This window comes from Kribbella sp. ALI-6-A (genome assembly GCF_001984195.1).
In the GTDB taxonomy this organism is placed as follows: domain Bacteria; phylum Actinomycetota; class Actinomycetes; order Propionibacteriales; family Kribbellaceae; genus Kribbella.
Map to the genome: position 1 here is coordinate 486,181 of NZ_MTQN01000012.1, position 25,152 is coordinate 511,332.

Annotated in this window: 33 protein-coding genes; 11 read left to right on the forward strand and 22 right to left on the reverse strand. The window is 70.0% G+C overall.

The window, feature by feature from the left end:
- Positions 1-55 precede the first annotated feature (55 nt).
- The 7 genes from BWI15_RS28840 to BWI15_RS28870 all read right to left on the reverse strand — a co-directional run bounded on the left by BWI15_RS28840 (position 56) and on the right by BWI15_RS28870 (position 6,891).
- On the reverse strand, positions 56-2,302 hold the full coding sequence (locus BWI15_RS28840; RefSeq protein WP_077017700.1) for an MFS transporter: 2,247 nt from the start codon (positions 2,300-2,302) through the stop codon (positions 56-58).
- Positions 2,303-2,586: 284 nt separating this feature from the next.
- On the reverse strand, positions 2,587-2,793 hold the full coding sequence (locus BWI15_RS28845; protein WP_077017701.1) for a DUF3072 domain-containing protein: 207 nt from the start codon (positions 2,791-2,793) through the stop codon (positions 2,587-2,589).
- An 83-nt stretch (positions 2,794-2,876) separates the two neighbouring features.
- Positions 2,877-3,815 (reverse strand): amidohydrolase family protein, encoded by a 939-nt coding sequence (locus BWI15_RS28850; RefSeq protein WP_077017702.1) that lies wholly within the window; start codon positions 3,813-3,815, stop codon positions 2,877-2,879.
- 71 nt (positions 3,816-3,886) lie between these two features.
- Positions 3,887-4,780, reverse strand: a complete 894-nt coding sequence (locus BWI15_RS28855) for an SDR family oxidoreductase (protein ID WP_077017703.1) — start codon at positions 4,778-4,780, stop codon at positions 3,887-3,889.
- 114 nt (positions 4,781-4,894) lie between these two features.
- On the reverse strand, positions 4,895-5,635 hold the full coding sequence (locus BWI15_RS28860; RefSeq protein ID WP_077017704.1) for an SDR family oxidoreductase: 741 nt from the start codon (positions 5,633-5,635) through the stop codon (positions 4,895-4,897).
- 95 nt (positions 5,636-5,730) lie between these two features.
- On the reverse strand, positions 5,731-6,666 hold the full coding sequence (locus BWI15_RS28865) for a LysR family transcriptional regulator (protein ID WP_077017705.1): 936 nt from the start codon (positions 6,664-6,666) through the stop codon (positions 5,731-5,733).
- A 36-nt stretch (positions 6,667-6,702) separates the two neighbouring features.
- Positions 6,703-6,891: a hypothetical protein gene (locus BWI15_RS28870; protein ID WP_237771505.1), complete on the reverse strand. Its 189-nt coding sequence runs from the start codon at positions 6,889-6,891 to the stop codon at positions 6,703-6,705.
- A gap of 264 nt (positions 6,892-7,155) precedes the next feature.
- Between BWI15_RS28870 and BWI15_RS39555 the strand changes: the two genes are divergently transcribed.
- Positions 7,156-7,332, forward strand: coding sequence for a hypothetical protein (locus BWI15_RS39555; protein ID WP_168197390.1), 177 nt, complete (start codon positions 7,156-7,158; stop codon positions 7,330-7,332).
- Between the two features lie 56 nt (positions 7,333-7,388).
- On the opposite strand, the gene BWI15_RS28875 is transcribed toward BWI15_RS39555, so the two are convergent.
- A complete protein-coding gene (locus BWI15_RS28875; RefSeq protein WP_077017707.1) occupies positions 7,389-7,760 on the reverse strand; it encodes a glyoxalase superfamily protein in 372 nt (123 codons plus the stop codon).
- 132 nt (positions 7,761-7,892) lie between these two features.
- On the opposite strand from BWI15_RS28875, the gene BWI15_RS28880 reads away from it, so the two are divergent.
- From BWI15_RS28880 to BWI15_RS28890, 3 genes are read left to right on the forward strand one after another with little or no spacing between them, the layout of a single operon-like run.
- Positions 7,893-8,336, forward strand: coding sequence for a phage holin family protein (locus BWI15_RS28880; RefSeq protein ID WP_077017708.1), 444 nt, complete (start codon positions 7,893-7,895; stop codon positions 8,334-8,336).
- Complete coding sequence (locus BWI15_RS28885; protein ID WP_077017709.1) at positions 8,333-8,782, forward strand: DUF3618 domain-containing protein; 450 nt, start codon at positions 8,333-8,335, stop codon at positions 8,780-8,782. Before BWI15_RS28880 ends, BWI15_RS28885 begins: the two co-directional genes overlap by 4 nt.
- Positions 8,779-9,054: a DUF4235 domain-containing protein gene (locus BWI15_RS28890; protein ID WP_083751084.1), complete on the forward strand. Its 276-nt coding sequence runs from the start codon at positions 8,779-8,781 to the stop codon at positions 9,052-9,054. The genes BWI15_RS28885 and BWI15_RS28890 overlap by 4 nt, the downstream gene beginning before the upstream one ends.
- A gap of 65 nt (positions 9,055-9,119) precedes the next feature.
- On the opposite strand, the gene BWI15_RS28895 is transcribed toward BWI15_RS28890, so the two are convergent.
- The 3 genes from BWI15_RS28895 to BWI15_RS28900 all read right to left on the reverse strand — a co-directional run bounded on the left by BWI15_RS28895 (position 9,120) and on the right by BWI15_RS28900 (position 11,180).
- Positions 9,120-10,076 (reverse strand): TIGR03557 family F420-dependent LLM class oxidoreductase, encoded by a 957-nt coding sequence (locus BWI15_RS28895; protein WP_077017711.1) that lies wholly within the window; start codon positions 10,074-10,076, stop codon positions 9,120-9,122.
- A gap of 119 nt (positions 10,077-10,195) precedes the next feature.
- The gene (locus BWI15_RS39560; protein ID WP_168197391.1) at positions 10,196-10,369 is read right to left on the reverse strand and encodes a hypothetical protein; all 174 of its coding nucleotides are present in this window, start codon (positions 10,367-10,369) and stop codon (positions 10,196-10,198) included.
- A gap of 70 nt (positions 10,370-10,439) precedes the next feature.
- Positions 10,440-11,180: a class I SAM-dependent methyltransferase gene (locus BWI15_RS28900; protein WP_077017712.1), complete on the reverse strand. Its 741-nt coding sequence runs from the start codon at positions 11,178-11,180 to the stop codon at positions 10,440-10,442.
- Between the two features lie 93 nt (positions 11,181-11,273).
- Between BWI15_RS28900 and BWI15_RS28905 the strand changes: the two genes are divergently transcribed.
- The 3 genes from BWI15_RS28905 to BWI15_RS28915 all read left to right on the forward strand — a co-directional run bounded on the left by BWI15_RS28905 (position 11,274) and on the right by BWI15_RS28915 (position 13,774).
- A complete protein-coding gene (locus BWI15_RS28905) occupies positions 11,274-12,146 on the forward strand; it encodes a LysR family transcriptional regulator (RefSeq protein WP_077017713.1) in 873 nt (290 codons plus the stop codon).
- A gap of 219 nt (positions 12,147-12,365) precedes the next feature.
- The gene (locus BWI15_RS28910; protein WP_077017714.1) at positions 12,366-13,190 is read left to right on the forward strand and encodes a SigB/SigF/SigG family RNA polymerase sigma factor; all 825 of its coding nucleotides are present in this window, start codon (positions 12,366-12,368) and stop codon (positions 13,188-13,190) included.
- Positions 13,191-13,249: 59 nt separating this feature from the next.
- The gene (locus BWI15_RS28915) at positions 13,250-13,774 is read left to right on the forward strand and encodes a DNA polymerase ligase N-terminal domain-containing protein (RefSeq protein WP_077017715.1); all 525 of its coding nucleotides are present in this window, start codon (positions 13,250-13,252) and stop codon (positions 13,772-13,774) included.
- Here BWI15_RS28915 and BWI15_RS28920 read toward each other — a convergent pair.
- From BWI15_RS28920 to BWI15_RS28950, 8 genes are all read right to left on the reverse strand, one after another.
- Complete coding sequence (locus BWI15_RS28920) at positions 13,755-14,054, reverse strand: AzlD domain-containing protein (RefSeq protein WP_077017716.1); 300 nt, start codon at positions 14,052-14,054, stop codon at positions 13,755-13,757. The genes BWI15_RS28915 and BWI15_RS28920 overlap by 20 nt on opposite strands.
- Complete coding sequence (locus BWI15_RS28925; protein WP_077017717.1) at positions 14,051-14,722, reverse strand: AzlC family ABC transporter permease; 672 nt, start codon at positions 14,720-14,722, stop codon at positions 14,051-14,053. Before BWI15_RS28925 ends, BWI15_RS28920 begins: the two co-directional genes overlap by 4 nt.
- Positions 14,719-15,234 carry a CGNR zinc finger domain-containing protein gene (locus BWI15_RS28930; protein WP_077017718.1) on the reverse strand — a complete coding sequence of 172 codons (516 nt, stop codon included), beginning with the start codon at positions 15,232-15,234 and terminating at the stop codon, positions 14,719-14,721. Before BWI15_RS28930 ends, BWI15_RS28925 begins: the two co-directional genes overlap by 4 nt.
- Positions 15,235-15,265: 31 nt before the next feature.
- Positions 15,266-15,910 carry a nitroreductase family protein gene (locus BWI15_RS28935; protein ID WP_077017719.1) on the reverse strand — a complete coding sequence of 215 codons (645 nt, stop codon included), beginning with the start codon at positions 15,908-15,910 and terminating at the stop codon, positions 15,266-15,268.
- 36 nt (positions 15,911-15,946) lie between these two features.
- On the reverse strand, positions 15,947-16,567 hold the full coding sequence (locus BWI15_RS28940) for an L-threonylcarbamoyladenylate synthase (protein ID WP_077017720.1): 621 nt from the start codon (positions 16,565-16,567) through the stop codon (positions 15,947-15,949).
- A gap of 56 nt (positions 16,568-16,623) precedes the next feature.
- Positions 16,624-16,749, reverse strand: a complete 126-nt coding sequence (locus tag BWI15_RS40500) for a hypothetical protein (RefSeq protein ID WP_269087195.1) — start codon at positions 16,747-16,749, stop codon at positions 16,624-16,626.
- A gap of 141 nt (positions 16,750-16,890) precedes the next feature.
- Entirely contained in the window at positions 16,891-17,463 is a 573-nt protein-coding gene (locus BWI15_RS28945; protein WP_237771506.1) for a class F sortase, read from the reverse strand.
- Positions 17,464-17,525: 62 nt separating this feature from the next.
- Entirely contained in the window at positions 17,526-18,332 is an 807-nt protein-coding gene (locus BWI15_RS28950; protein WP_237771507.1) for a DUF4397 domain-containing protein, read from the reverse strand.
- 221 nt (positions 18,333-18,553) lie between these two features.
- Here BWI15_RS28950 and BWI15_RS28955 point away from each other — a divergent pair, with 221 nt between their 5' ends.
- Positions 18,554-19,255: a hypothetical protein gene (locus BWI15_RS28955; RefSeq protein ID WP_077017722.1), complete on the forward strand. Its 702-nt coding sequence runs from the start codon at positions 18,554-18,556 to the stop codon at positions 19,253-19,255.
- A gap of 41 nt (positions 19,256-19,296) precedes the next feature.
- Positions 19,297-20,805 carry a DHA2 family efflux MFS transporter permease subunit gene (locus BWI15_RS28960; protein ID WP_077017723.1) on the forward strand — a complete coding sequence of 503 codons (1,509 nt, stop codon included), beginning with the start codon at positions 19,297-19,299 and terminating at the stop codon, positions 20,803-20,805.
- Positions 20,806-20,982: 177 nt separating this feature from the next.
- On the opposite strand, the gene BWI15_RS28965 is transcribed toward BWI15_RS28960, so the two are convergent.
- The 3 genes from BWI15_RS28965 to BWI15_RS28975 are packed head-to-tail and all read right to left on the reverse strand — an operon-like array spanning position 20,983 to position 23,110.
- Positions 20,983-21,708 carry a DNA alkylation repair protein gene (locus BWI15_RS28965; protein WP_077017724.1) on the reverse strand — a complete coding sequence of 242 codons (726 nt, stop codon included), beginning with the start codon at positions 21,706-21,708 and terminating at the stop codon, positions 20,983-20,985.
- On the reverse strand, positions 21,705-22,448 hold the full coding sequence (locus BWI15_RS28970; RefSeq protein WP_077017725.1) for an SDR family oxidoreductase: 744 nt from the start codon (positions 22,446-22,448) through the stop codon (positions 21,705-21,707). The genes BWI15_RS28965 and BWI15_RS28970 overlap by 4 nt, the downstream gene beginning before the upstream one ends.
- On the reverse strand, positions 22,448-23,110 hold the full coding sequence (locus BWI15_RS28975; RefSeq protein ID WP_077017726.1) for a DUF305 domain-containing protein: 663 nt from the start codon (positions 23,108-23,110) through the stop codon (positions 22,448-22,450). The genes BWI15_RS28970 and BWI15_RS28975 overlap by 1 nt, the downstream gene beginning before the upstream one ends.
- 97 nt (positions 23,111-23,207) lie before the next feature.
- On the opposite strand from BWI15_RS28975, the gene BWI15_RS28980 reads away from it, so the two are divergent.
- Together BWI15_RS28980 and BWI15_RS28985 are read left to right on the forward strand one after the other, a co-directional pair.
- The gene (locus BWI15_RS28980) at positions 23,208-24,581 is read left to right on the forward strand and encodes an LVIVD repeat-containing protein (RefSeq protein WP_077017727.1); all 1,374 of its coding nucleotides are present in this window, start codon (positions 23,208-23,210) and stop codon (positions 24,579-24,581) included.
- Positions 24,582-24,753: 172 nt separating this feature from the next.
- The gene (locus BWI15_RS28985) at positions 24,754-25,119 is read left to right on the forward strand and encodes an STAS domain-containing protein (RefSeq protein WP_083751085.1); all 366 of its coding nucleotides are present in this window, start codon (positions 24,754-24,756) and stop codon (positions 25,117-25,119) included.
- The last annotated feature ends 33 nt before the right edge of the window (positions 25,120-25,152 follow it).

Sequence of the window (25,152 nt, forward strand, 5' to 3'; positions counted from 1 at the left end):
CCCTGCTCTCACCCACCGCCGACAAGACGAGAGCATGCCATCCGCAACGGACAGCTCAGCCGAAGGCCTCCTGCTCGGACTCGTAGTGGCTCGGGTACCCGTTGCCCGTCCGGTGCCCGTTGACCGAGGGCGGCGGCGCGGCCGGCGGCGCGGGAGTCTCCGACAGCCCGTCCCGTACGGCGCCCAGCAGCCGCTGCTCGACCGCTTCCAGCTCCGCGATCCGCCGCCGGATCGCCTCCTCCTCGGCCTTCGCGGCCGAGACGATCTCGTCGGCCTCGGCCTTCGCCGTCTCCCGCAGGTGGTCCGCCGTCCGCTGGCTCGCGCTCAGCACGCTGAGCTCGTACCGCCGCAGCTCGTCCACCCACGCGCCGTCCTGCGGCTGGGCGGCCAGCACCGGCGCCATCGGGTGCTCGCTGTCGACTCCTGGCAGCGTTCGCTCGAGGTCAGCGATCTGCTGGTCGACCCGCGTGAACAGGTCGGCCACATCGGTCCGCATCTGGCGGATCACGTTCGCCGCGGCCGCGACCCGTTCGTTGGCCTCCCGCTCGCGCTCCAGCGCGGTCCGCTCGGCCGAGGTGATCACACCGAGCGCCACGGCCGCGTCGCGCTCGGCGTCGTCGGCCGGCTCCGGCAGCACGCCCGTCGACGCCGCACCGGGCGCGGCGGCTGCAGCCAGGTCCGCCGGAGCGCCTTCGTCAGCCGAGCCCGCGCTCATCGAGACCGTGCGCCGCAGCGGCACCTCGCGGATGAACAGCACCGCCAGCAGACTCACCACTCCGGCTCCGGCCGCGATCAGGAAGATGCGACCGGTCGCGTCGCCGTACGCATGCCGTACGACCTCCGCCAGCTGCGGCGGCAACGCCCCGACGTCCAGCAGGCTCCCGCCGGAGCCGTCCTCCAGCGCGCGGCCCGCGGCGACGCCGTCCGGCCCGAGCGCCCGCAGGTTGCTGGTGATCAGCTCGGTCACCCGGTTGGCCAGTACGGCGCCCAGCACCGACACCCCGACCGCACCGCCGAGGCTGCGGAAGAACGTGACGGACGCGCTCGCGGCGCCGACCTGGCTGACGTCGACCGTGTTCTGTACGGCGAGCACCAGGTTCTGCATCAGCATGCCCATGCCGATGCCCATCGCGCCCATGCCGACCGCCAGATACCAGTACGGCGTGACGTGGTCGATCGTGCCCAGCAGTGCGAGCCCGGCGATCAGCAGCAGCCCACCGAGCACCAGATAGCGCTTCCACTTGCCGTACCGGGTGATCATCTGGCCGGCGCCGACCGAACCGACGAACGAGCCCAGCATCATCGGGACCGTGAGCAGGCCGGACTCGGTCGCGCTGTAGCCGCGGGCGACCTGGAAGTACTGCCCGAGGAACACCGCGCTGCCGAACATCGCGAGCCCGACCGCCAGGCTGGCCACGATCGCCAGCGCCGTGGTCCGCTCCCGGACGACGCTCAGCGGGACGAGCGGCTCCTTCGCGCGGGTCTCGACGATCACCGCGAGAATCGCGAGCAGCGCCGTACCGCCGAGGTAGTAGGCGGTCTCGCGGGACCACCAGGGGAAGTGGGTGCCGGCGAACGAGACCCAGACCAGCGGCAGGCTCGCGGCGCCGCTGATCAGGATCGCCCCGAGGTAGTCCATCCGGACCTTGCGCTTCAGCAGCGGCAGATGCAGGTACCGCTGGAGCATGACCAGGCTGATCACCGCCAGCGGCACGCAGACGTAGAAGCACCAGCGCCAGCCGAGCCAGCTGGTGTCGACGATGACGCCGCCGAGCAGTGGGCCGCTGACCGTCGCGACCGCGACGACCGCGCCCATGTAGCCGGAGTAGCGTCCCCGGTCGCGGGGTGGGATCGCGGCGCCGATGATCGCCTGCGCCAGCGCCAGCAGGCCGCCCATCGCGAGGCCCTGCAGGACCCGGGCGCCGATCAGGAACGGCACGTTGTGCGCCATCCCGGCCAGGGCCGAACCGACCACGAACAAGACGATCGCCAGCTGGACGAGCAGCTTCTTGCTGACCAGGTCGGACAGCTTGCCCCAGACCGGCGTGGACACGGTGGTGGCGAGCAGGCTCGCGGTGATCACCCAGGTGTACTGGGTCTGGGTACCTTCGAGATCGGCGATGATCGTCGGCAGCGCGTTGCTGACGATGGTCGAGCTGAGCATCGCGGTGAACAGCGCCGCGAGCAGGCCGACCAGGATTTCCAGAATCTCCCGATGGGTCAGCCCCGGATCGGCCGGGGCTCCGGCCGGTGACGCGGGGAGCTCGGTGCTCGCGGGGGCCGTCGTCTCGGTGGCAGACATCGGGGTGGATCCGTCCTCACGCAGTCGTTCGGCCGGAGCAGCCGGTCGGGCTGCTCCGGGGCGGAGTACGGCCTCCAGGTCCTCACCCAGGCCTATTTGGTTGCAATAGGAAACGATAAGCCATCCCGCACGGCGCTCCGTGCCGGGTCAGTGATCGCTGTGATCGCTGTGATCGCGAGCCTGTTGCCGGCTCGCGGGATCCGCGTAACATCCCGTGGCTGTTGAGCGATCAACAGCCGAAAGCCTCGGCGGAGCTGTCAGGGCCCGCCGAGGCTTTCTTCCGCTCAACTCTCCGCGCCGCGCCCGGTCCGCGCCTGCAGCTCGTCGATCAGCCGCGACGCGTCCGCCTTGCTCAGCCCCTCCGGAACCTGCTCACCGGCCTCCTGCGCGAGCGTGTTCAGGTACGACTCCTGCGGCCCGGTCATCGGCTCGTCCCCGGTCGTCCAGTCCTCCGGATCCTTGTCGGGCACCGGATGTACGTCCTGAGTCATCGCTCCTCCTCCACCGTTCGAACACCAGCTCGATTACCGGCCCGGTACCCCGACCTCCAGGTCGCATGCACCTGGCCGCGGAGTCAGGACGCCGGAGCCAGCAGCCGTACGGCGTTGGCCGTGGTGCGCGGCCGCCAGCCCTCGGCCACGGTCGCTTCGTCCAGTGCGGCGATCTGCCCGGCAACGGCTTCCGACGGGGTGAAGCAGTGGTCGCTGCCGTAGAGCAGGTGGTCGGCGCCGGCTACTGCCTGGAGGGCCGGCAGCTGGTTCGGCACCGGCGTACCGGCGACGTCGTACCAGAGGTGCTTGAGCTGGTCTGTGACGCTGGGCAGGCCGCTGGTCGGGCTGAAGGTGTCCCGGTACAGGTCGAGCCGGTCGCCCAGCAGCGGGATGACTCCGCCGGCGTGGGTGACGACGAACCGGATCCGCGGGTAGCGGGTCAGGATCCCGGTGAGGACCAGGTCGGTCACCGCGCGGGCGCTGTCGAACAGGAACTCGATCATCGGCCGCGGCCGGTCCAGCGACACCTGTCGCCACTGCGGCGGCGAGGTCGGGTGCAGGAACACCACCGCCGCCCGCTCGTCCAGCGCACGCCACAGCTGCTCCCACGACGGGTCTCCCGGGTACTGCCCGCCGGCGTTGCTGTTCAGGATGATCCCGTCCGCACCCAGTACGTCGTACGCGTGGTCGAGCTCGACCAGCGCCCCCGCGACGTCCGGCAACGGCAGACTGGCGAAGAACCCGAACCGGCCCGGGTGGTCCTTGCCCAGCTCGGCCGCGGCCTCGTTCATCCGGCGGGCCAGCACCTGGGCGCGGAAGTCGTCACCGAAGTGCACACCGGGCGACGACACCGACAGGATCGACTTGGCGATCCCCGTCCGGTCCATCAGCTGCAGGTGCTTGGCCGCGTTCCACACCGGCCAGGCCGGCATCCCGTCCGGCCGCAGGTGCCCGGCCCGCTCGGCCGCCGTGACGTAGTCCGGCAGCAGGAAGTGTGCGTGCACGTCGATCAGGCCGTTCATCTGTCGTCACCTCCGGGGAGCGCGTGGCGAGGACGATCGTCCTCGCCAGGGCGAACTGCGGTCAGCGCGGGTCACGCGGCGGTCGGGTGCAGCAGGTCGTCCAGGCCGACCCGGCGCAGGAACTCCGCGCGGACCCGGTCGGCGACCGCGTTGACCACGGCGGCGCCGTCGTCGGAGGGGTCGATGTGGACCCGGAACGGCCGGCGGCCCTTCTCGGTGCCGACCACGGTGACGATCGCCCGGGCGACCTCCGCGACGTCGGCCCACTCCGGCTCCAGCTCACGGAGCTTCTGGCTGACCTGGTCCATCAGCCCGGCGTACCGGGTCTCGTAGGCGGCGACGACGTCGGTGTCGGCCGGGGTGCCGCTGTGCGCGAAGTGGTTGGTGCCGTGGGTGAAGGAGCCCGGCACGATGATCGTCGACTCGATGCCGAATCGGGCGACCTCCAGCGCGTAGCTGGTGGCAAGCGCGTCCATCGCGGCCTTCGCGGCGAAGTACGGCGCCAGGTACGGAGGCGTGCCGCCGCGTGAGCTCGAGCTGCCGATCCAGAGCAGCAGACCGTCCTGCTGCTCGCGCAGGTGCGGCAGAGCCGCCCGGTTGAGCCGCTGGGTGCCCAGCACGTTGGTGTCGTAGAGCGCGGCCAGCTGCTCCGGGGTGAAGGCCTCGGCCGGGCCGGTCACCATGTGGCCGGCGTTGTGGATCAGTACGTCGAGCTTGCCCTGCTCGGTGAGCACCGTCTGCACGGCCTGGCGGGCCGACTCGTCGGAGCTGACGTCCAGCTCGACCGTGCGGAGATCGACGCCGTTGTCCTTGGCGTACTGCGCGGCGTCGGCCGCGGCGGTCGCGTTGCGGGCGGCGAGGTCGCGCATCCCGGCGTACACGGTGTGGCCGGCGTCGGCCAGGGCGCGGGCGGTCAGGGCGCCGAATCCGCTCGACGCGCCGCTGATCAGGATGGTCTTGGACATGGTCGTGATCCTTTCGAGGCTGGTTTCGGGCAGGCGGAGCAGCAGGCTCGTCACCTGGGTGAAGACAGAGGGGGAAATGCGAGGCGGGCGCCGCGGGGCAGGCGCCCGCGGGGGTCAGGCCGCGGAGCCGCCGTTGGCGTAGATGGTCTGGCCGTTGACCCAGCGACCGGGACCGGCCAGGAAGGCGACCAGCTCGGCGATGTCCTCGGGCTGTCCGAGGCGCTCCAGCGGCGGCTCGGCGGCGATCCGGTCGATCAGCTCCTGCGGCTTGCCGTCCAGGAACAGAGCGGTCGCCGTCGGGCCGGGCGCCACCGCGTTGACGGTGATGTCGCGGCCGCGCAGCTCGCGGGCCAGGATCAGGCTGATCGTGTTGACCGCGCCCTTGGTCGCGGCGTACGCCGAGTAGCCGGGCCGGGACAGCAGGGTCAGTGAGCTGGAGAAGTTGATGATCGCGCCACCGTTGCGCAGCCGGCGGGCGGCCTGCTGGTCGACCACGAACGTGCCGCGGACATTCACCCGCAGGTGCTCGTCGAGCTGGGCCAGGTCCAGGTCGGCCAGCGGGGACAGCTTCATGATGCCGGCCGCGTGCACGACCACGTCGACCCCGCCGAAGGCCTGCTCGGCCGCGTCGAACAGCGCGCTGACCGCCTGCTCGTCGGCGACGTCGGCCTGGACCGCGATCGCCCGGCCGCCGGCCTGCTCGACCTCCTTGACCGCTTCCTCGGCGTCGGCCTTGCCGCCGCCGTAAGCGACCACCACGTCGAAGTGGTCGCGGCCCAGCCGGGCCGCGGTCTCCCGGCCGATCCCGCGCGATCCGCCGGTCACGATCGCCACCCGGTTGCTGTTCTCGGTCATCGTCCTGCTCCTTCGAAGTTCTGGTGTTTCGTGCTGACACCAAAAGCTTCGCGCGCTGGATGGATCAAGTCCAACGACTCAACTCGATGGGTGGATCAATTCCGTTGATCCATCAGGTCGGCGCCCGGCGTCGTACCGGGTGGGTGCTGCAGATGGGAGACGACCAGCCCGAGCAGGGCTCGCAGTGCCACCGACGGCTTCCGCTTGCGCAGCGTCGCCATGTAGAGCGACCACTGGAAGTCCTGGTCCTTGATCGGCACCGCCCGGATCGCCTCCTCCCCCGCGATCGCGTAGCCGGGCAGGATGCCGAGCCCGACCCCGTGCCGGACGAACTGGACGCCGTTGTCGATGCCGAGCGCCTCGACGGCGACGTGCCGGCCGATTCCGGCCGCCTCGAAGGTCTGGTCGATCATCGTCCGGGTCCCGAAGCCGGGCGGGAAGTCCACGAACGCCTCGTCGGCCAGGTCCGCCAGCTCCACCGATCGCCGCCGGGCCAGCCGGTGGCCGGTGGGCACGGCGAGCACCTGCGGCACCCGCAGCAACTCCCAGGCCGTCAACTCGCGCGGAACGCTGCCCGCGCCGACCCCCAGGAAGCCGACGTCGATGTCACCGTTGCGCAGCCCGGCGATGACGCCGGCCGACCCCTCGGGCTCGACCCGGAGCTGCAGCTCGACGTTCTGGTGGCGTCGCCGGAACTCGCCCGCGGCCGCCGGCAGGTCGATCAGGCCGAGGCCGGGCAGCAGCCCGACCCGGACCGATCCACGCATCCCGGCGCCGAGCTCGTCGACGACGTCCCGCGCGCCCTGGACCGCGTCCATCACCGCGAGCGCCTCCGGCAGCAACGCCGTACCGGCCTCGGTCAGTACGACGCGCTGCGCCGACCGCTCGAACAAAGTGACCTTCAGATCGCGTTCCAGCGACGCGATCGCCGCACTCACCGCACTCTGGACGACGTGCAGCCGGCGCGCGGCGAGCGTGAAGCTGCGCTCGTGCGCCACCGCCACGAAGTACTCCAGCTGCCGAAGCTCCACAGCCAGAGTCTGGCAGCTCGCCGGCGCTGCGCGGGGTTACGGCGTACGGACCTGGTCCTGGTCGACCCAGACGAGGTGACCGTGGTGGCTGATCAGGATCTCGCGGGCGCCGGTCGGGGCGGTCCGGCGGGACAGGGCCTGGCCGGCGATCCACCGGCCGCCGATCCGGACATGGACCGACTCGGGCCGCGTGGAGGGAGGGGCTACCGGGCTGGCAACAGGCATGGGACCTGACTTCTGAACAGGGGCGGCGACGGGAAGGTGTCGTCTGGACCGGGGGTGGCGCTGGAGGTCGGGCATTTTCGTCCTCGGGAGGGACCGCAGTCGTCGGCGCATCTCACGTCGGCTGGCTGCTCAACCAAAGGACACCCTACAACCGGTGAGTGAACCATCCCTAGCGGTATCCCGAATTGCCTTTAACACAAAGACCCTCAGGAATTACCCGGAGCGGTTGTGGGCACCGGAAGGACGCGACCAAGGAGGTCCATCATGTCCACCAGCAATCCCATTCCCCCGATCGTGCCGACCGGTCCCGGCAGCGAGCCCGACCAGAACCCCGATCTGGTCGATCCGGTCCTCGATCCCAACGATCCGGACACTCCGGACTTCCCGGACCCGGGCGTGGACCCCGACGAGGACCCGAACGAACAACTACCGCGGAATTGACTTTCCGCGACAATCGGCAGCCGGTGAACGGCTGCCGATTGTCGTGTCCAGGGCAATCAGGACCACGCGGGAAGCTGCTGCACGGCCCAGGAGTTTCCGTCCGGGTCGGCGAAGAACACGAAGCGCCCCCACGGAAACTCCTGCACCTCGCTCACCTCGACGCCCCGCCCGGCCAGCTCGTCACGGGCCGCGGCCACGTCCGCGACGACGATCTGCAGTCCCTGCACCGATCCCGGCTCGGCCTGCGTCAGGCCGGTGCCGATCGCGATCGAACAGGCCGATCCCGGCGGGGTCAGCTGGACGAACCGCAGCTCGTCGCTGATCTTGTGGTCGTGATCGGCGACGAAGCCGATCTTGTCGGTGTAGAAGGCCTTCGCCCGGTCGACGTCGGCCACCGGTACCGACACCAGCTCGAGTTTCCAGTCCATCCCGGTTCCCCTCCTCGTGCTCGAATCCCTGACCAGGCAACTTACCGGCCGGCCCGGGTCAGAATTTGTGCGTTTGGTTGCCGGGAACCGCCCTGGGTACCAGGTCGTCGAGCCGATCCGACGGAGGTAACCATGGCGACGCAGGCACCGGCCGTCCACGAGGACGGCCGACGGACCGCACCGGACGGGCAAGTGGGTGCGCTGGTGGCCGAGTTGACCAGCGACGTGAGTCGCCTGGTCCGCGACGAGCTGCAGCTGGCCAAGATCGAGCTCAAGGACAAGGGCAAGGAGGCCGGTCTCGGCGTCGGGCTGTTCGGCGGCGCGGGCGCGTTCGCCTTCTACGGCCTGGGCGCGCTGGTGACCACCGCCATCCTCGGCCTCGCGTACGTCGTACCGGCGTGGCTGGCGGCGTTGATCGTGGCGCTGGTGCTGTTCGCCGTCGCCGGTGTCGCGGCCCTGCTGGGCAAGCGGCACGTCAGCCGGGCCACCCCGCCCGTTCCTCAGCGCGCCGTCGATGGCGTGCACGAGGACCTCGAAGCACTGAAGGGCCACCAGCCGTTAGGAAGGAACGTATGAGCACCACGCGCCAGACCAAACCGCGGCCTGCCGCCGCTCCCCGGCCCATGGCCACCGAGCACATGACCGAGGCCGAGGCGCTGCGCGCCGATCTGGAGATGACCCGGCAGCACCTGGCCGACACGGTCCAGGAACTGACCCGCCAGCTGAACGTGCCGCGCCGGATCAAGGAGTCGGCCGCCGAGGCCGGCCATCGCGCCGTACAGGCTGCGGGCCAGGCCGGCCACAAGGCGAAGATCACCGCGGCCGGGATGGGTGAGCGGGCCAAGCACCTGAACGTGCCGGAGCGGATGAAGACGGTTCCCGCGCAGGCGAAGAACCTGCCGGCCAAGGCCAGGCAGGTTCCCGAGCTGAGTCGCAGGCACCCGAAGGCCACCGCAGCCGTCGGCGGCGCGGTCGCGCTCGGCGTCGGTGCCGCCGCCTGGATCGTGGGGCGGAGCCGGTGAGCACAAAAGCCGTGAAGCTGGCCTATCGGCCGTTCGGTCTGCTGTCCGGGATCGCCGGCGGTATGGTCGCCGGCGCGATCTTCAAGCAGGTCTGGAAGCGGATCGCCGACGAGGACGACGCCCCGGACGCGCTGCAGTCGGAGTACCCGTGGCGGCAGCTCCTGCTGGCCGCCGCACTGCAGGGCGCCCTTTACGCCGTGGTCAAGGCGGTCATCGACCGGGGCGGCGCGAAGGCGTTCGAGCGCTGGACCGGCGAATGGCCGGGCGACTGATCGATCTCCACAGACCGCGGGGCCTCACTCTCGACGAGTGGGGCCCCGCGGTCGTTCGTTCACCTCTACAACTCGCGCAGTGCCGGCCCGAGCTCCTTGGTGAAGAAGTCGAAGAACCCGTCCATGTCCGGGCCCGCGTTGATCAGCGCCAACTGGTCGTATCCCGCCTCGACGAACGGCTTGGCCACCTCGACGTGCCGGGCGATGTCCGGCCCGCAGCCGAACTCCTCCTTCATGTGGTCGGCCGTCACGAGCTTGGTCGCGGCGTCGAAGTTGACCGGGTTCGGCAACTCGGCCTGCACCTTCCACCCGGTCACGCCGAATCGGAACAACCGTCGCGCCGACTCGGCCGCGTCGTCCTCCGACGACGCCCAGGCCAGCGGCACCTCGGCGTACCGGGGTCCGTCGCCACCGGCCTCCTGGTACGCCGCGACGAGGTCGTCACGGGGTTCGGTGGTGAACAGCGCATCGCCCAGCTCGGCCGCGAGCCGGGCCGCTTCGGGGCCACCCGCGGCGACGGCGATCCGCGGCAGCTCGTCGGGCAGGTCGAAGACCCGCGCGTCCTCGAGCTGCAGGTGCTTGCCCTCGTAGGACTGGTAGCCGCCGCTCCACAGCAACCGGATGATCTCCAGCGACTCGCGCAGCATCTCGTGCCGTTGCGACACCGCCGGCCAGCCCTTGCCGACCACGTGCTCATTGAGCCGCTCACCCGCGCCGACACCGAGCGTGAACCGCCCACCGGACAGCAGCGCGGTGGTCGCCGCCATCTGCGCCACCACGGCCGGGTGGTACCGGATGAACGGGCACGTCACGCCGGTCGCGAGTTCGATCGCCGTGGTCCGTGCCGCGGCCGCGGCGAGCATCGAGAAGGCGAAACCGGAGTGCTCGTGCTCGGACACCCACGGATGGAAGTGATCGCTGACCTCGACGAAGTCGAATCCGGCCTGCTCGGCGCGGACCGCCTGGTCGACGATCTCGGTCGGCGAGTACGCCTCCGCGATCAGCTTGAATCCCAGTCTCATCGACGGCTACCTCCGTAAAGACGAATGGATCAAGGCTTGCTGGGCACCAGGAGGATGCAAGTACTGGTTGCCCAAGGCCCCGGCGTTGAGCAGACAGCGCCGGGGCCGCCACCCGGCAGTCAGTCCGGCGGCTCGGGAGTGACCGGTACGCCGTCACCACCCTTTTCCCGGCCACCGGGCGCCGGAACGTCCTCCGCGGCGTCGTCGATGGTCGTGTCCTTCGGCGGATCCTCTTCCGGACCCCGGGTCTCGTCGATCAGGTCGTCGACCAGCTCTTCGGGCCGTTCGGTCATGGCTGTCTCCCCTTCCCAGTCGGACGCCGACCAGTACCCGGCCCGCGCCAGGCCATGCGCGCCCTGACGCTCACCCGCGGATCGCCACCACCAGTGCGTCGTTGCCCCGCCGCCAGACCGCGCCGGCGCGTTCGAAACCGGTCCGGCGCAGCAGGTCGACGTGCCAGCCATCGCGCTCGAGCAGATCGCCCGACCAGTGCGCGAACACCTTCTCCCGTTCGGCCCGCAGCCCGGCGTACCGGGGATCGCTGTACGCACGCTCGTACCAGCCGTCGCAGTCCTCCGCGTTGGCGAACGTCGTCCGCAGGTGCTCGGCGTGCAGCCGGTCCGCCGCTGACCGCAGTACGGGCTCCGCAATCGGGATGTGGTCAGCGTTCGCGAACACGCCGCCCGAGCGCAGCACCCGCGCGACGCCCGCGTACACGCCGGCGAGCGCGTCCGCCGGGAACCAGTGCATCGCCGTCGCGGTCACCACCGCGTCGAACGTGCCCGGCAGCCCTTCGTACCAGCCGGGCGCGGCCAACTGCCGGGCGATCACCGAGACCCGGTCGTCGCCGGCGAAGGCGTCGCGGGCCAGATCGAGCAGCACCGGGTCGACGTCAACCGCGACGACCTCTGCCTCGGGAAACCGTTCCAGGACACGGCGAGTCAGCGAACCCGGACCGCAGCACAGGTCGAGCACCCGCCGCGGCGGGCCGGCCAGCGCCTCGACGTAGTCCAGGATCAACCGGAACCGGAGTTCGCGATCCGGTGCGTGACCCGCTTGCTGAACTTCCCAGCTGCTGCGCAGCTTCTCACGCTGTGTCGTCATGACCTCCACGGTGAGCGCCGTCAGGCCTCGACGTCCAAGACGCAAGAGCACTAACGTCACAGCTTCTGGTTATCACTGCAGGTGAGGAAGTTCATGGACGTCGATCTACGGCTGGTGCGGTACTTCCTGGTGATGGCAGAGGAGTTGCACTTCACCGCTGCCGCCCGCCGGTTGTACGTGTCCCAGCCGGCCCTCAGCAATCAGATCCGCCGGCTGGAGGCCCAGCTCGGGGCCCAGCTGTTCGAGCGGTCGCCGCGCGGGGTGACGCTGACCGCGGCCGGCGAGGCCTTTCTGCCGCATGCGCAGAGTGCGCTCGCCGCCATCCGTTCCGGCGTCGCCGAAGCGACCGCCGCCGCCGGACGCGACCAGGTTCTGCGGATCGACGTCCTGCAGACCGACCTGGTCACGCCGCGCGCGGTCCTGGCCCGGCTGCGCGAGCGACTTCCGACGCTGCGGCTCGAGGTCAGCAGCCGCGGCAGTCGCGAGCAGGAGCAGCGGCTGCTCAACGGCGAACTCGATCTGGCTCTGTGCGGGTCCACGGCACGTCTCGCCGACGGACTGGTTCAGCGAGTGATGCGCCGCGAAGCGCTCGGCATCGCGCTGCCGACCGACCATCCGCTCACGCGCGCCGACGCGGTCGCGGTCCGTGAACTGGCCGGCGAGGTGCACTACCTGCCCCGCGACGACTTCGCGCCGGAGTGGAACGACTTCGTGCTCGGCTGCTTCCGGACGGCGGGGTTCCAGCCGCGCCGGCACCCGGCCAGCACCGACGGGACGAGTTCGGCGCTCGAACTCGTCCGGGCCGGCGAGTGCGTCGCGCTCGGGCTGCTGTCGACCCCGGCGCCCGAGGGAGTCGTGGTCAAGCCGCTGGCGGCCGGCGTACCGCCGTACACCTGGACGTTGCGATGGCGTGACTCCGGGCATCCGCCGACGGCCGCGCTGGCGGTCCTGCGGTCACTGGACTGACCAGAGCTCCACAGATGATGACCCGTTCTGCGCGGTCACGCACCGCGACATTGTCTGGTGGGAGCTGTGTTTCAGCCCGATCTCGATCCAACGACTTCATGAGAGTTCGGGGTCGGATGCATAACTTCGACGATCATGGGGTAGGAATGACTCCACAGATATTGACCGCGGTCCAGACATGTGCCGCGCCGTGACTCAACAGTCGCGAGGTCAAGAATCATGGTCACCGTACTTGCCGGCACCACCGTCGAAGAGCAGCTGCCCTCCGATCCGAAGCAGCGCCGAGATCTGGCCACCCGGGAACTTCTTGCCCGCCGGGCCGCCAGCACCGACGAAAAACTTCAGCAGTCCCTGCTGGAGCAAGCCATCGAACTGAACCTGGGAATCGCCCACAGCATCGCGAGCCGGTTCCGCGGCCGCGGTGTCGAGGCCGACGACCTGGATCAGGTCGCCTACCTCGGGCTGCTCAAGGCGGCCCGCAGCTACCGTCCCGACACCGGGACACCGTTTCTCGCGTACGCCGTACCGACCATCCGTGGCGAGGTGAAGCGCTACTTCCGCGACTGCTCGTGGACGGTGCGGATCCCGCGGCGGCTGCAGGAACTGCAGGGGTCGATCGCGAACGTACGCCCGCAACTCGTCCAGGATCTGCAGCGCGATCCGACCCTGGAGGAGCTGGCCGCCGAGATCGGCACCGACGTCGCCGAGATCGAGGCCGCGATCGCCGCCGACGGCTGTTTCTCCGTACTGTCGCTGGATCGCCCGGTCGACGGTGAGTCGACCGCCAACCTGGCCGACACGATCGCGGACGAGGAGGACACCTCGTTCGAGCGCACCGAAGCCGTCGCCGTGCTCGAACCGGTGCTGAACGACCTCACGCCGCGCGAACGCAAGATCCTCGAACTGCGCTTCATCGAGGGTCACACCCAGGCCGACATCGGCGCCGAGATCGGCGTCAGCCAGATGCAGGTCTCCCGCCTGCTGCGCGGCATTCTCGACAAGCTGCGCGACCAGATCGAGGCGCCGGCCACCAGCGCCGCCTGATTCCTGCGTCGTGGTCCGCCGTAGACTCCACCTACGGCGGACCACCCGCGGAGGAATCGATGCCTGAGGCAACTGATGCTGCCGGTGCTCCGGTGTTCGTGGTGCAACTGCACGACGCGCGGCGCCGGCACTACGACGTCCGGCTCGAGGCCGACGGCGTCCTGAAGTCGTGGGCCGTGCCGCTCGGGCCGTCCCTCGACCCGGCGGTCAAGCGGCTCGCGGTGTTCACCACCGACCACGACCTGGAGTACGCGACGTACGAGGGCGTGCACGCCGAGGCCAAGTACGGCAGCGGCGCGGTGATCGTCTGGGACGCCGGCGTCTACACCAATCTCACCCGCGACAAGCAACGCCGGCCGATCCCGGCGGGTGAAGCGATCGAGCGCGGGCATCTGAAGGTCCACCTGCGCGGCGTCAAGCTGAACGGGACGTGGGCCTTCACCCGCACCGACAGTGACTGGTTGCTGGTCAAGGTGCGCGACGAGTCCGCCGATCCGATGCTCGACCTGACCGTCTCCGAACCGCGCTCGATTCTCAGCGGCCTCACCATCGACGAGCTGGCAGCTACCCGACCGACAGCCTGATCAGCGCGGTCGCCACGATGCCGCCCGCGACGGCGACCAGCATCGGCACCTTGAGCACGCCCAGCGAGCCGGCCACGCCGACGCCGGCCAGCTGGGTCCAGTCGATCTCCTGGCCACCGAGCTCGGTCACGATCAGCCCGGCGAGCAGCACCGGTGCCGTCAGCGCCGTCATCCTGATCACGCTCGCAGGCAGCTTGTGATGCGCGACGATCAGCGGAGCGCTTGCCTTGAGCAACCAACTCAGCACGGTCACGGCCAGTACGGACAGCCAGATCCTCATGCGGTGTCCTCCTTCTCGGGCAGTACGCCGATCAGCGCGCCCGCCGTCGCGCCGAGCAGCGCGTAGCCCGGGCTGGTGACCAGGAGCAGCAGCGCGGCGATCGCCGCGCCGAACAGCGCGGCCGCGAACGCCCGGCGCGATCTCCTGAGCTCGTCGAGCGCGAGAATCAGGAAGAACGCCGGGAACGCGACGTCGAGGCCCAGGGTGTGCATCAGCTCGGACGACGGGGACGTGAGCGCGCCGATCGCCGTACCGCTGACCCAGAAGATCCACTGCGGCACGCTCGCGCCGATCAACCGCGCGGCGTCGTACCGGCCGTCGTCGCGGTGCGCGGCGACGAAGGACGCGTCGGCGAGCGCCAGGGCCTGGACCGCCCGCCGGAGACGGCCGCCTTCGAGACTGTCGTTGAGGGCGACGCTCATCACGAGGTAGCGCGCGTTGATCAGCACCGACGAGGTGATCGCCGCGAGCGCTGAGCCGCCGGCCAGGGCGGTGAGCAGGGTGAACTGGGCCGAGCCGGAGAACGCCAGCGCCGAGAACAGCACCGGGAGCCCGAATCCCCAGCCGCGGGCTTCCGCCTCGGCCCCGAAGCTCAACGCCAGCACGAAAGCCGCCGCGCCCGGGCCGACTCCGAGCCGCACTCCTTCGGCGAACGCCTTGGTGTTCATGGGTGGGTCCTGCGGTAGTGGCGTTTGGCACGGGCGCGGTTGCCGCAGTCGGCCGAACTGCACCAGCGTCTCGAGCCGTTCTTGCTGCGGTCGAGGAACAGCCAGCCGCAGTCGTCGTCCTGGCACTGCCTGAGCCGGCCGAGGTCTTCGTCCTCCAGCAGCCGCCAGGTGGCGAGCGTCAGCTCGGTCACGGGGTCGTCGGCCTGCCAGCGCAGGGGGTTGAGCTGCGCGATCCGGGCCTTGCCGACGGCCGCGACCATCAGCTCCCGCAACTCGTCGACGCCCTCGGGCTTCGCGCCGACGGCGACTGGCTGGAGCACCCGGTACGCCGTTTCGCGCAGGACCGTGAGGTCGCTCGGCGCCGGCGTCAGCCCGACGGCCCGCAACCAGTCGTCGCGCGCGCCGGGCTCGGCGATCCGGTCCACCCACCGGTCGGGGTCCAACCGCCACGCGACCGTGTTGAGCAGATCGAGCACCACGTGCCCGCCGACCAGCTCCGGTTCGAATCGCACTCTAACAAGCTATACGCATTTTGCCCGTTAGTCACCAGCTGTCGAGGTGCAGCACCTCGTCGAGCGGCTGCCGCGCGGCAGGCTTGAAGTCCGTGCCGATCGAGTACGCCGTCGGAATCAGCACCGACTGGCGCACCTCCTCAGGCAGCCCGAGCAGCTCCGACACCTCGGCCTCGTAGTTCAGGTGCAACGTCGTCCACGCCGTACCGAGACCACGAGCCCGCGCCGCCAGCATGTAGCTCCACGCGGCCGGCAGGATCGACCCCCACAGTCCGGCCTGGTTCCCGGCCGGAAGGTTCTTCGCCGTCAGGCACGGAATCACCAGCACCGGCACCTGTCCCATCCGCTCGCCCAGATAGGCCACGCTCGATCCGACCCGCTGCTGAACAGGCGCCCGCTCCGGGTCGTCGGCGTACAAGCGTCCGGCCGCACCGGAGGACTCCAGGTACGCCGCGACCGCACGCCGGTAGTACTCACCGATCTGCGCCCGCTTGCCGGCGTCCGTGACCACCAGCCAGTGCCAGGTCTGCCGATTGCTGCCCGAAGGCGCCTGCAGCGCGATCTCGATGCACTCACGGATCAGTGCCATCGGCACCGGCTTGTCCAGATCCAGCCGCTTGCGCACGGTCCTGGTGGTGGTGAGCAGTTCGTCGGGGCTGAGGTCGAGTGTGTTCACCCGGTCAGTTTGTCAGGATGCGAAGGCGCCGCTCGGCTACTCGAACGGGCTCGGGTCGCCCGCGCCGACGCGGACGATTTCCGGGACGTCGTCGGAGAAGTCGATCACCGTGGTCGGCTCGGTGCCGGCCTCGCCGGAGTCGATCACCGCGTCGAGCTGGTTGTCGAGCTCTTCCTTGATCTCCCAGCCCTGGGTCATCGGCTCCTCGTGGTCGGGCAGCAGCAAGGTGCTCGACAACAGCGGCTCGCCCAGCTCGGCGACCAGCGCCTGCGCGACGACGTGGTCGGGGATCCGCACGCCGACCGTCTTCTTCTTCGGGTGCAGCAGCCGTCGCGGCACCTCTTTGGTCGCGGGCAGGATGAACGTGTAGCTGCCCGGCGTCGCCGCCTTGATCGACCGGAACACCGCGTTGCTGATGTGCACGAACTGGCCCAGCTGGGCGAAGTCCTGGCAGACCAGCGTGAAGTGGTGCCGGTCGTCCAGGTGCCGGATCGACTTGATCCGGTCGATGCCGTCCCGGTTGCCGAGCTGGCATCCGAGCGCGAAGCACGAGTCCGTCGGGTACGCGATCAGCCCGCCGGAACGAACCAGGTCGACCACCTGACCGATCGCCCGCTTCTGCGGATTCTCCGGATGCACGTCGAAATACCTCGCCATACCCAGACCCTAGCGTCCGGGCCGCTACTCCGGGTGGCACGCACCCGGAGCCGCGGTCACAGGTGTGAGGTGATGACGGAGATCGTCAGCGCGAGGCAGCCGAGTACGAAGACCAGCAGCCAGCGCGCCCGGCGAGCGGCGCGCTCGTCTCCTGGGGCCGGGGGTGCGGTCGGACTTGTCATGTCAACATCATCCACCGCCGGGGACTCGAGCTGAACACCGGCTCCCCGACTTCAGGGACCACTCCGGGGCGCGGTCAGTGAGTCACCTGACTCCCAGCCGCCGCAGCGCCGCGGTGAAGGCCGGTTCCCTGTGCCCACAGGTCATCTGGCCAACCCGAGCGGGACCGCCGTGACCAGCAGGTTCGATGCGTAGCTACCCCGCGCCGCGTCGTACGCGCCCGTGCAGGTGATCAGCGACAGCTGGTGGTCGCCGGTCTGCTCGAAGGCACCGCTGCGCGTCGCGAGCGCGTCCTTCGGCACCTCCACCACCGAGCTCACCCGGTACGACGCGCTGCGCCCGTCCCCGCGCAGCTCGACCGTCTCACCGACCTGGATGCGGAGCAGCCGCGCGAAGTACCCGATCCCTTCGGTCGGGGAGTCGACGTGTCCGGCCAGGACGACGGCCCCGAACGGATCACCCGCCTGCGCACCACCGTCCCACCAGCCCACCCGGCGTACGGCGTCCGGAACGGCGAGGCGGCCTCCCACCGTGCCGGCCGGCTCAACGGTCGCCGCCGCGCCGCCGGGCAGCACGACCTCGGTCGGCACGAACCGGATCCGCTGACTCGCGGCCGGCGTACCGATCCTTGCCTGCGGCACCGACCCTGACTCGACGGGCGGCGGCACCGACACCGTGCCACCGCCCGCTCCACGGCCCGGGCCTGCTTCGTCCATCTGCGCGGCACACCCCTCCAGGGCCACGCTGAGAACCAGAAGCAGACCGAGCAGCATCTTGGTCAGCGACGGACCGCCTTCCGGACCGTCACCAGCACCGCGCAACCGCCCAGCAGGACCAGGGCGAGCAGCGGCGCCACCGACGGCTCCTGCCGCGTCATCGCCGCCGCCTGACCGCCGGTCCCGGTGTCGACGACTCCCGGTTTGTCCGTTCCCGTGCCCGGCAGCCGCAGGGTCGCGACCGCGACGGCCATGGTTTTCGAGTTCGGTTCCCCGACCGCGAATACCCGGGTCAGATATCCGGCCTCGACGGGCAACTGCGCCGGGCCCAGAACAACCGGTCCGTTGGCTCCGGCCGGCACGATGTCGACGGTGTAAGTTCCGGCCGGAACGACTACGTCGAGTGATTCTCCGTTCGCCACGTTGGCGAACAGCACTTTCCCGTTCACCCGGATGTCGGCCGGTCCGACCGCGGCCGTGTGCGCGACCCGGACCGCCGCCTTGTCCTTCGGTACGGCGGTCAGCTTGTTCGGGTAACTGGTGATCACCGGCGGAGCCGTCGGCGCGGCGGGCCGGTGGATCACCACGTCCTGGTTACTGCCGGCCTTGACCGCGATCTGCCGGTCGACCAGCGTCTTCCCGCCCGCCACCGCGGTGATCCGGCGCTGCCCGGCCGCCACCGAGAACGGCCCGACGACCTTCGTCGCGGCGACCCCACGCGCCACCACCTTGCCGTCCACCCGGACGTCGACGGTCTGTCCGGGCAGACCCTGGACGACGTACACGACCCCGCCCGCGGCCGCACCGGCCGGCGCGGCGAACACCGCCGGAACCGCGGCGACCAGCAGCGCGAGCACCAGCGAAAACATCGGCCTCGACAGCGGACCCCGAATTCTCGGAATTCTGCCCGCCGCCTTTTCAGGCGGCGCCGCAACTGTTCGGAATTGCCCGACCACTTTCCGCTTCCGCATTTCTCCCCCTCGGAATTCGCCACCCCTGGAATTGCCTGACCGGTCCAATTCCGGCGTATCGTATGCGCAAGTCGATCCGGCCACCAGAGGAAGTGGCCGGGTCCGTGGGGGCGATTCAGATGTCCGGAATTCGACGACTCGCGGCGGCCCTGCTGATCGCGGGGCTGGTCACCGCGTGCTCGGACGAGTTCGCCGGACCGACTCCGCCGAGTCCTGGCCACTTGGCGGCCGGCTCTGACAGCGAGCGGGTGCAGCCCCCGACCATCCAGGGGACGGGCCTGACCGCGGCGGGGATCCGGCTGACCGCCGTACCGCGGGGTGACGGCAGCTTCGACGTGACCGAGGAAGTCGTGCTGCGCAGTGCGACCAGAACGCTGCGGTTGCGGGTGCCGCAGTCGGGAGAACGCCTGCAGGGCATGCTGGCCCGCACCGATCCCGAGGCGACCGGTCTGCGGATCGTTGCCGACGGCAGCCCGGTGCTGGGGGCGGACACCGAGGTGAAGCCGTCCCGGACACTGTCGCTGGAGCCGGCGGCCACCCGGCTGGAGCTGACCTACCGGCTCAGCGGTTCGTCCGCGCGCAGCGTGCCGTCGCGCGTCGGCCGCGCGCTGGCCGCGATCAGCCCGCTCACCGCCGCGACCGACGGGACACTGCCCACCCATCTGGCCGTCTCGGGCGGTGGCCTGCTGAACGCGGCCTGCCCGCTGATGGCCGAGACCCGCTGCGCTGTCGGCCAGCCACCACGGCTCGGAATCCAGCCGGGCCTTCCAGCCGCGCGCGCCCTCGCCGTACTCCAGCTCGACCTGCCGATGCAGCCGTGACGACACTCTGAACCGACGGCCCCGGGCCTACCCTGTTCCGTATGGTCGACGCGCAGGCTGGCTCATCTGACCGGATCGCCTTCGGTACGGCGCGGGCCCGCTGGGTGCTCGCCGCCACGGCCCTGGGCTCGAGCATGGCCTTCCTCGACGGCACGGTTGTGAACGTCGCTTTGCCGGCGATGGGCGAGGACCTGAACGCGGAAGTCTCCGGACTGCAGTGGATCGTCAACGGCTACATGCTGATGCTGGCCTCACTGATCCTGCTGAGCGGCTCGCTGGGTGACCGGCTCGGCAGGCGCCGCCTGTTCGTGGTCGGGGTGGTCTGGTTCGCCGTGGCCTCGGCCGTCTGCGCGGTGGCGCCGAACCTCGAGGTGATGATCGCCGGCCGCGTGCTGCAGGGAATCGGCGGCGCTCTGCTCACGCCGGGCAGCCTGGCCATCCTGCAGACCAGCTTCCAGCCCTCCGACCGCGGCAAAGCGGTCGGCGCCTGGTCGGGACTCACGTCGGTCGCGGCGGCCATCGGCCCGTTCGTCGGCGGCGCCCTGGTCGACAGCGGCTCGTGGCGACTGATCTTCCTGCTCAACCTTCCGCTCGCCGCCGCCACCGTGCTGGTCACCCTTCGCCACATTCCGGAGAGCCGCGACGAGCAGGCGACCGGCAAGCTCGACCTCACCGGCGCGACCCTGGCGACAGTCGGTCTGGCCGGTCTGACCTTCGGCCTGATCAGCGCCGGAGATCGAGGGTTCGACGACTCGATGGTGATCACCGCGCTGGCGATCGGCGTGGTCGCCCTGGCCGTGTTCGTCGAGGTCGAGCGCCGCAGCTCGCACCCGATGCTGCCGCCCGGGATCTTCGCCAACGTGCGCTTCACCGGCGCCAACCTGGTCACCGTCGTCGTGTACGGCGCACTCGGTACCGCCACGTTCTTGGTCGTCGTCTATCTGCAGACCGTTCTCGGGTACGACGCCCTGACGGCCGGCGCCGCCCTGCTGCCGATGACGCTGCTGATGCTGTTCCTGTCGGGCTACGCGGGCAGCCTGTCCGAGCGGATCGGCGCGCGCATCCCGATGACCGTCGGGCCGCTGTTCATGGCCGGCGGCTTCCTGCTGATGCGGCAGATCGAGCCGGGCGTCGGGTACTTCACCGTGATCCTGCCGTCGGTGGTCGTCCTGGGCATCGGCCTGGTCTGCACGGTGGCTCCCCTGACCTCGACCGTGCTCAACTCGGTCGAGGACCACCACGCGGGCATCGCCTCCGGCGTCAACAACGCTGTCGCCCGCTCGGCCCAGTTGATGGCGGTCGCGGCGATCCCGCTGGCGGCCGGCATCACCGGCGACTCCTACCGGGATCCCGCCGCCTTCCAGGACAGCTTCATGACGGCGATGGTGATCTCAGCCGTGCTGGCCGTGGCGGGCGCCGTACTGGCGTTTGCGACCCTGGCCGACCGGGGCTCCCGCCGGACGACGCCGGACGCGGTGACCACTCACCGGTATTGCCCCCTGGAATCGCCACCGCTCTCGAACAGCCCGTCCGCGCCGAAGCGCCGCTGACCCCACCGCGGCCCGGACAGCCGACATGTCGACATATCCCGTTTAACACACTCGTGCTGTACGCTCGTACCACCCCGGACGCCGCACTGCTGTCCCTGGCTATTTGTTGCTGACAGCAATCATCTTCAAGCTGTCACGAAACTGGCGTCACCACCGGAGTTCTCCGGCCGAGACCCTTCACAAAATCAGGTAGTGCTTGCGCGTCTCCGGTGGGAAGTGCTCGAGCGCGTAGCGCAGCATCGTGCGCGGCATCTTCGCCGCGTACTGGTCGAGGAAAGCCAGCAACTCGTCCGGCGAAACGCGTTTGCCCGCCTCGCGGAGCATCCAGCCGGCGGCCTTGTGGATCAGGTCTTCCGGGTCGTCCAGGACCTGCGGCGCGAGCGCGTAGATGTCGGTGCTGTCGCCGGCGCGGATGAAGCGGTGGGTGGCGACCAGCGCGATCCGGCGGTCCCAGATCAAGGGTGAGCGGATCAGCGTGTGCAGCACGTCGCCGGGGCGGTCGAGCAGGTGGCCGCCGACGATCTGGGGTGCGCTGCAGTCGACCAGGTCCCAGTTGTTCACGTGCTCGGTGTTGCGTAGGTAGAGGTCGAAGATCGCGGCGAGGTCCGCGGGGTCGGCCGTCCGGGGTTTCAGCGCGCGCTCTGCGCGGTCGGCGAGCAGGCAGAGCACGGCCAGGCGGTGCTCGTGGACCGGGCTGTGGAGAGCCTCTTCGAGGTCCGGCAGCGGCAGATCGCTGCGCTGGTAGGGCTTGATGATGCCGCGCAGGGTGGAGAGCTTGACGCCGATCATCAGGTCGCCGTCGCCGTACCCGCCGGGTTTGACCTGGAAGTAGCGGGACAGGATCGCCGCCGTTCCCGCGTCGGCCGCCGCGTCGATGTCGGCCAGGAGGCTCGCGACGGTCACAGCAACAAGCCGCCGGTGGCGCGCAGGTTCTGGCCGGTGAGCCAGTGCGAGTCGGGGCCGGCCAGGAAGGCGACGATGTCGGCGACGTCGGCCGGTACGCCGACGCGGCCGAGCGCGGTCAGACCGATCAGCAGATCGGCGGCTTCCGGCGGGTTGGAGTCGCGGAACATGTCGGTGTCGGTCGCGCCGGGCGAGACCACGTTGGCGGTGATGCCGCGCGCGCCGAACTCGCGGGCGGCGACCTTGGTGACCTGCTCCAGCGCGCCCTTGCTGCCGGCGTACAGGGAGATGCCGGGGACCGGGAAGCTGGTGTTCAGCGTCGAGACGGTGACGATCCGGCCGTTGTCGCGCAGGATCTCGCCGGCCTGTTTGATCGCGAAGTACGGGCCCTTGAGGTTGGTGCCGAACATCTGCTCGTAGTCGTCGAGCGTCACCTCGGCCATCGGCTTCACCATCGACCGCGCCGCGTTGCACACCAGGATGTCCAGCCCGCCGGCCGGCTCGGCCGCGGCCTCGAACACCGCGGGCAGCCGATCGACGTCGGCCTGATCAGCCTGTACGGCGTACGCCTGGCCGCCGGCGTCCTTGACCGCGGCGACCACCTCGTCGGCGGCCTGGCCGGACGAGGCGTAGGTGAAGGTGACCGCGGCGCCGTCGGCCGCCAGGCGGCGAACGATCGCGGCGCCGATGCCGCGCGAGCCGCCGGTGACCAGCGCCGCCTTGCCGTCCAGGACTCCCATCACAGCTCCTTCTGCAGCTGCCGCATCGTCGCGATCTCCTTGGTCTGGGTGACGCTGACGTCCTGCGCGAGCTCGCCGATCCGCAGGTCGGCGCCCTTCTCGATCGCCGTTCCGCTCATCGTCACCGCGCCCTCATGATGCTTGATCATCAGGGCCAGGAACAGCTGGTCGAACGCCTTCCCGGTGGAGTTCAGCAGCTTGGCCAGCTCGGCCGGCGTGGCCATGCCCGGCATGCCGCTGTGGTCGGTGTGCTCGACGTGCTCCAGCGCCGGCGGGGTTCCGCCGCGTTCGACCAGCAACTGCCGCATCGCCTCGATCTCGGGCTTCTGACCGACCCGGATACGCTCGGCCAGTCCCTTCACTCGCGCATTGGAGCCGGCTGTTCGGGCGCGCTCGGCCATCACCAGGGCCTGGCTGTGGTGGACCATCATGTCGCTCAGGAACGTGAGGTCGTCGGGATCGACGGTGGCCGCCGACGTGGGAACCGTGGCGAGGGTCTGGTTCGGGCCGCCCGGCGTACCGGGAACGATGACCGGAACAGACGGAACAGTCGGGCCGGACGGCGAGGGAGCCGCGTCGGGCGTGGACGCGCTGCACCCGGTCAGGGCGAGGGCGAGCGCGGCGAACAGGGTCAGGGTCCGGGGCGGGCGGAAGTGGCTCACAGCACCTCACTCTTCGTGGCAAATCGCTTCCCCACAGTGTCTATCACGCTTACCCTGAGGCAATCGATCGATTCAACTGCACAGAAGGGACCACGGCATGCGCCGCCCACGCACGCTCGCCCGTCTCAGCCTTTCCCTAGCCCTTGTCGCCGGTCTGACCGGTCTGTCCGGCGCCGCCGCCGCGGAGGTGCCCGCCCCGCCGGAGACCGGCGCGGCCAAGAGCGACAACATCACCCATCTGGCCAGCGTGCCGATGACCGGTCCCCTGGCCGGCGGGGTGAACACCGACATCGCGTTCGCCGGCAAGACGGCCTACGTCGGCAACTACTCCGGCTTCGCGATCTACGACATCGCGAATCCGGCCGCGCCCCGGCTGATCAGCCAGGTCTCGTGCCCCGGCAGCCAGAACGACATCAGCGTGTACGACGGCCTGCTGTTCCTCAGCACCGACTCGTCGCGCAACAACAGCTCCTGCCAGAGCGTCGCGCAGTCGCCGACGCTCAAGGAGTCGTGGGAGGGGATCAAGATCTTCGACGTGAAGGATCCCCGCAACCCGCGCTACGTCGCGGCGGTGGAGACCCGTTGCGGCTCGCACACCCACACGCTGGTGCCGGACAAGTCCAAGCGCTCGGTCTACGTCTACAACTCGTCGTACTTCCCGAACGCGACGTACCCCGACTGCCAGCCGCCGAACGACCGGGTCGACATCGTCAAGGTGCCGCTGCGGCACCCCGAGCAGGCCGCCGTGGTCGCCTCGCCGGTGCTCTTCCCCGACGGCGGGTTCCCGGGCAGCGAGACCGGCTACGCGACCAGCGGCTGCCACGACATCACCGCGTTCCCGGCCAAGAACATCGCCGCCGCGGCGTGCATGGGTGACGGCCTGCTGCTCGACATCTCCCGGCCGGAGCAGCCGAAGGTGCTCGACCGGGTCCAGGACGCGGAGAACTTCTCCTTCTGGCACGGCGCCACCTTCAACGGCGACGGCAGCAAGGTCGTGTTCATGGACGAGCTCGGCGGTGGGGGCGGCGCGGAGTGCAACCCCGAGGTCGGCCCGAACAAGGGCGCGACCGCGATCTTCGACGTCAAGCACCGCAAGCTGCAGTTCCGCAGCTACTACAAGATCGACCGGCACCAGGCCGAGAAGGAGAACTGCGTCTCGCACAACGGCTCGCTGATCCCGGTCAAGGGCCGCGACATCATGGTGCAGGCCTGGTACCAGGGCGGTTTCTCGGTCTGGGACTTCACCGATTCCGCGCACCCGCAGGAGATCGGGTACTTCGACCGTCCGCCGCGCGACCCGGCGTCGTTCGGTGGCTACTGGTCGGTCTACTACTACAACGGCGCGATCTACGGCACCGAGTCGGTGACGGCGTTCGACGTGTTCTCGATCAAGGACCCGCGCACCGACTCAGCGGCCCGGGTCAAGCTGAAAGAGCTCAACGTCCAGACCCAGCCGGCCTTCCGGCGCTGACCGACCCAGATCACGCTCCGGGGTCACTGGCGGTACAGCCATTGTGACCCCGGAGCAATCCGGCATACGGTGACACCAGGGCTGTCACCCACCGCGCCAGGACCGACCGGCGTTCGCGGGGCTGCCCGGGGGAGAGACCGTCGTGAGCCAGGCAGATTCCGAGGACGGCGCCATGATCAGGACGACGTTCGACGCCGTCACCGAGGAGCTGCGACCCGGGGTCGTGCTGATCCGGCTGTCCGGCGAGATCGACATCGCCACCACCGACTTCGCCTCGGAATCGATCCGGGCGGCGATCGCCCCACCGGCCCGGAGCGTGCTGATCGACGTCTCCGCGGTCACCTTCTGCAGCTCGGCCGGACTGGGCAACCTGGTCGAGGCGCGCCGGCTGGCGACCCAGCACGGCATCGACCTGGCCCTGGTCGGGGTGGGCCGGCCGGTCGACCGGCCGCTGACGATCACCGGTCTGGGCCAGGAGTTCCGGATCTTCGCCTCCGTCGAGGACGCCGAGCGCCAGGTCGACGACGACTCTCACTGACTGCCCGTGGCACCAGCGCTTTCGACCGGGCCA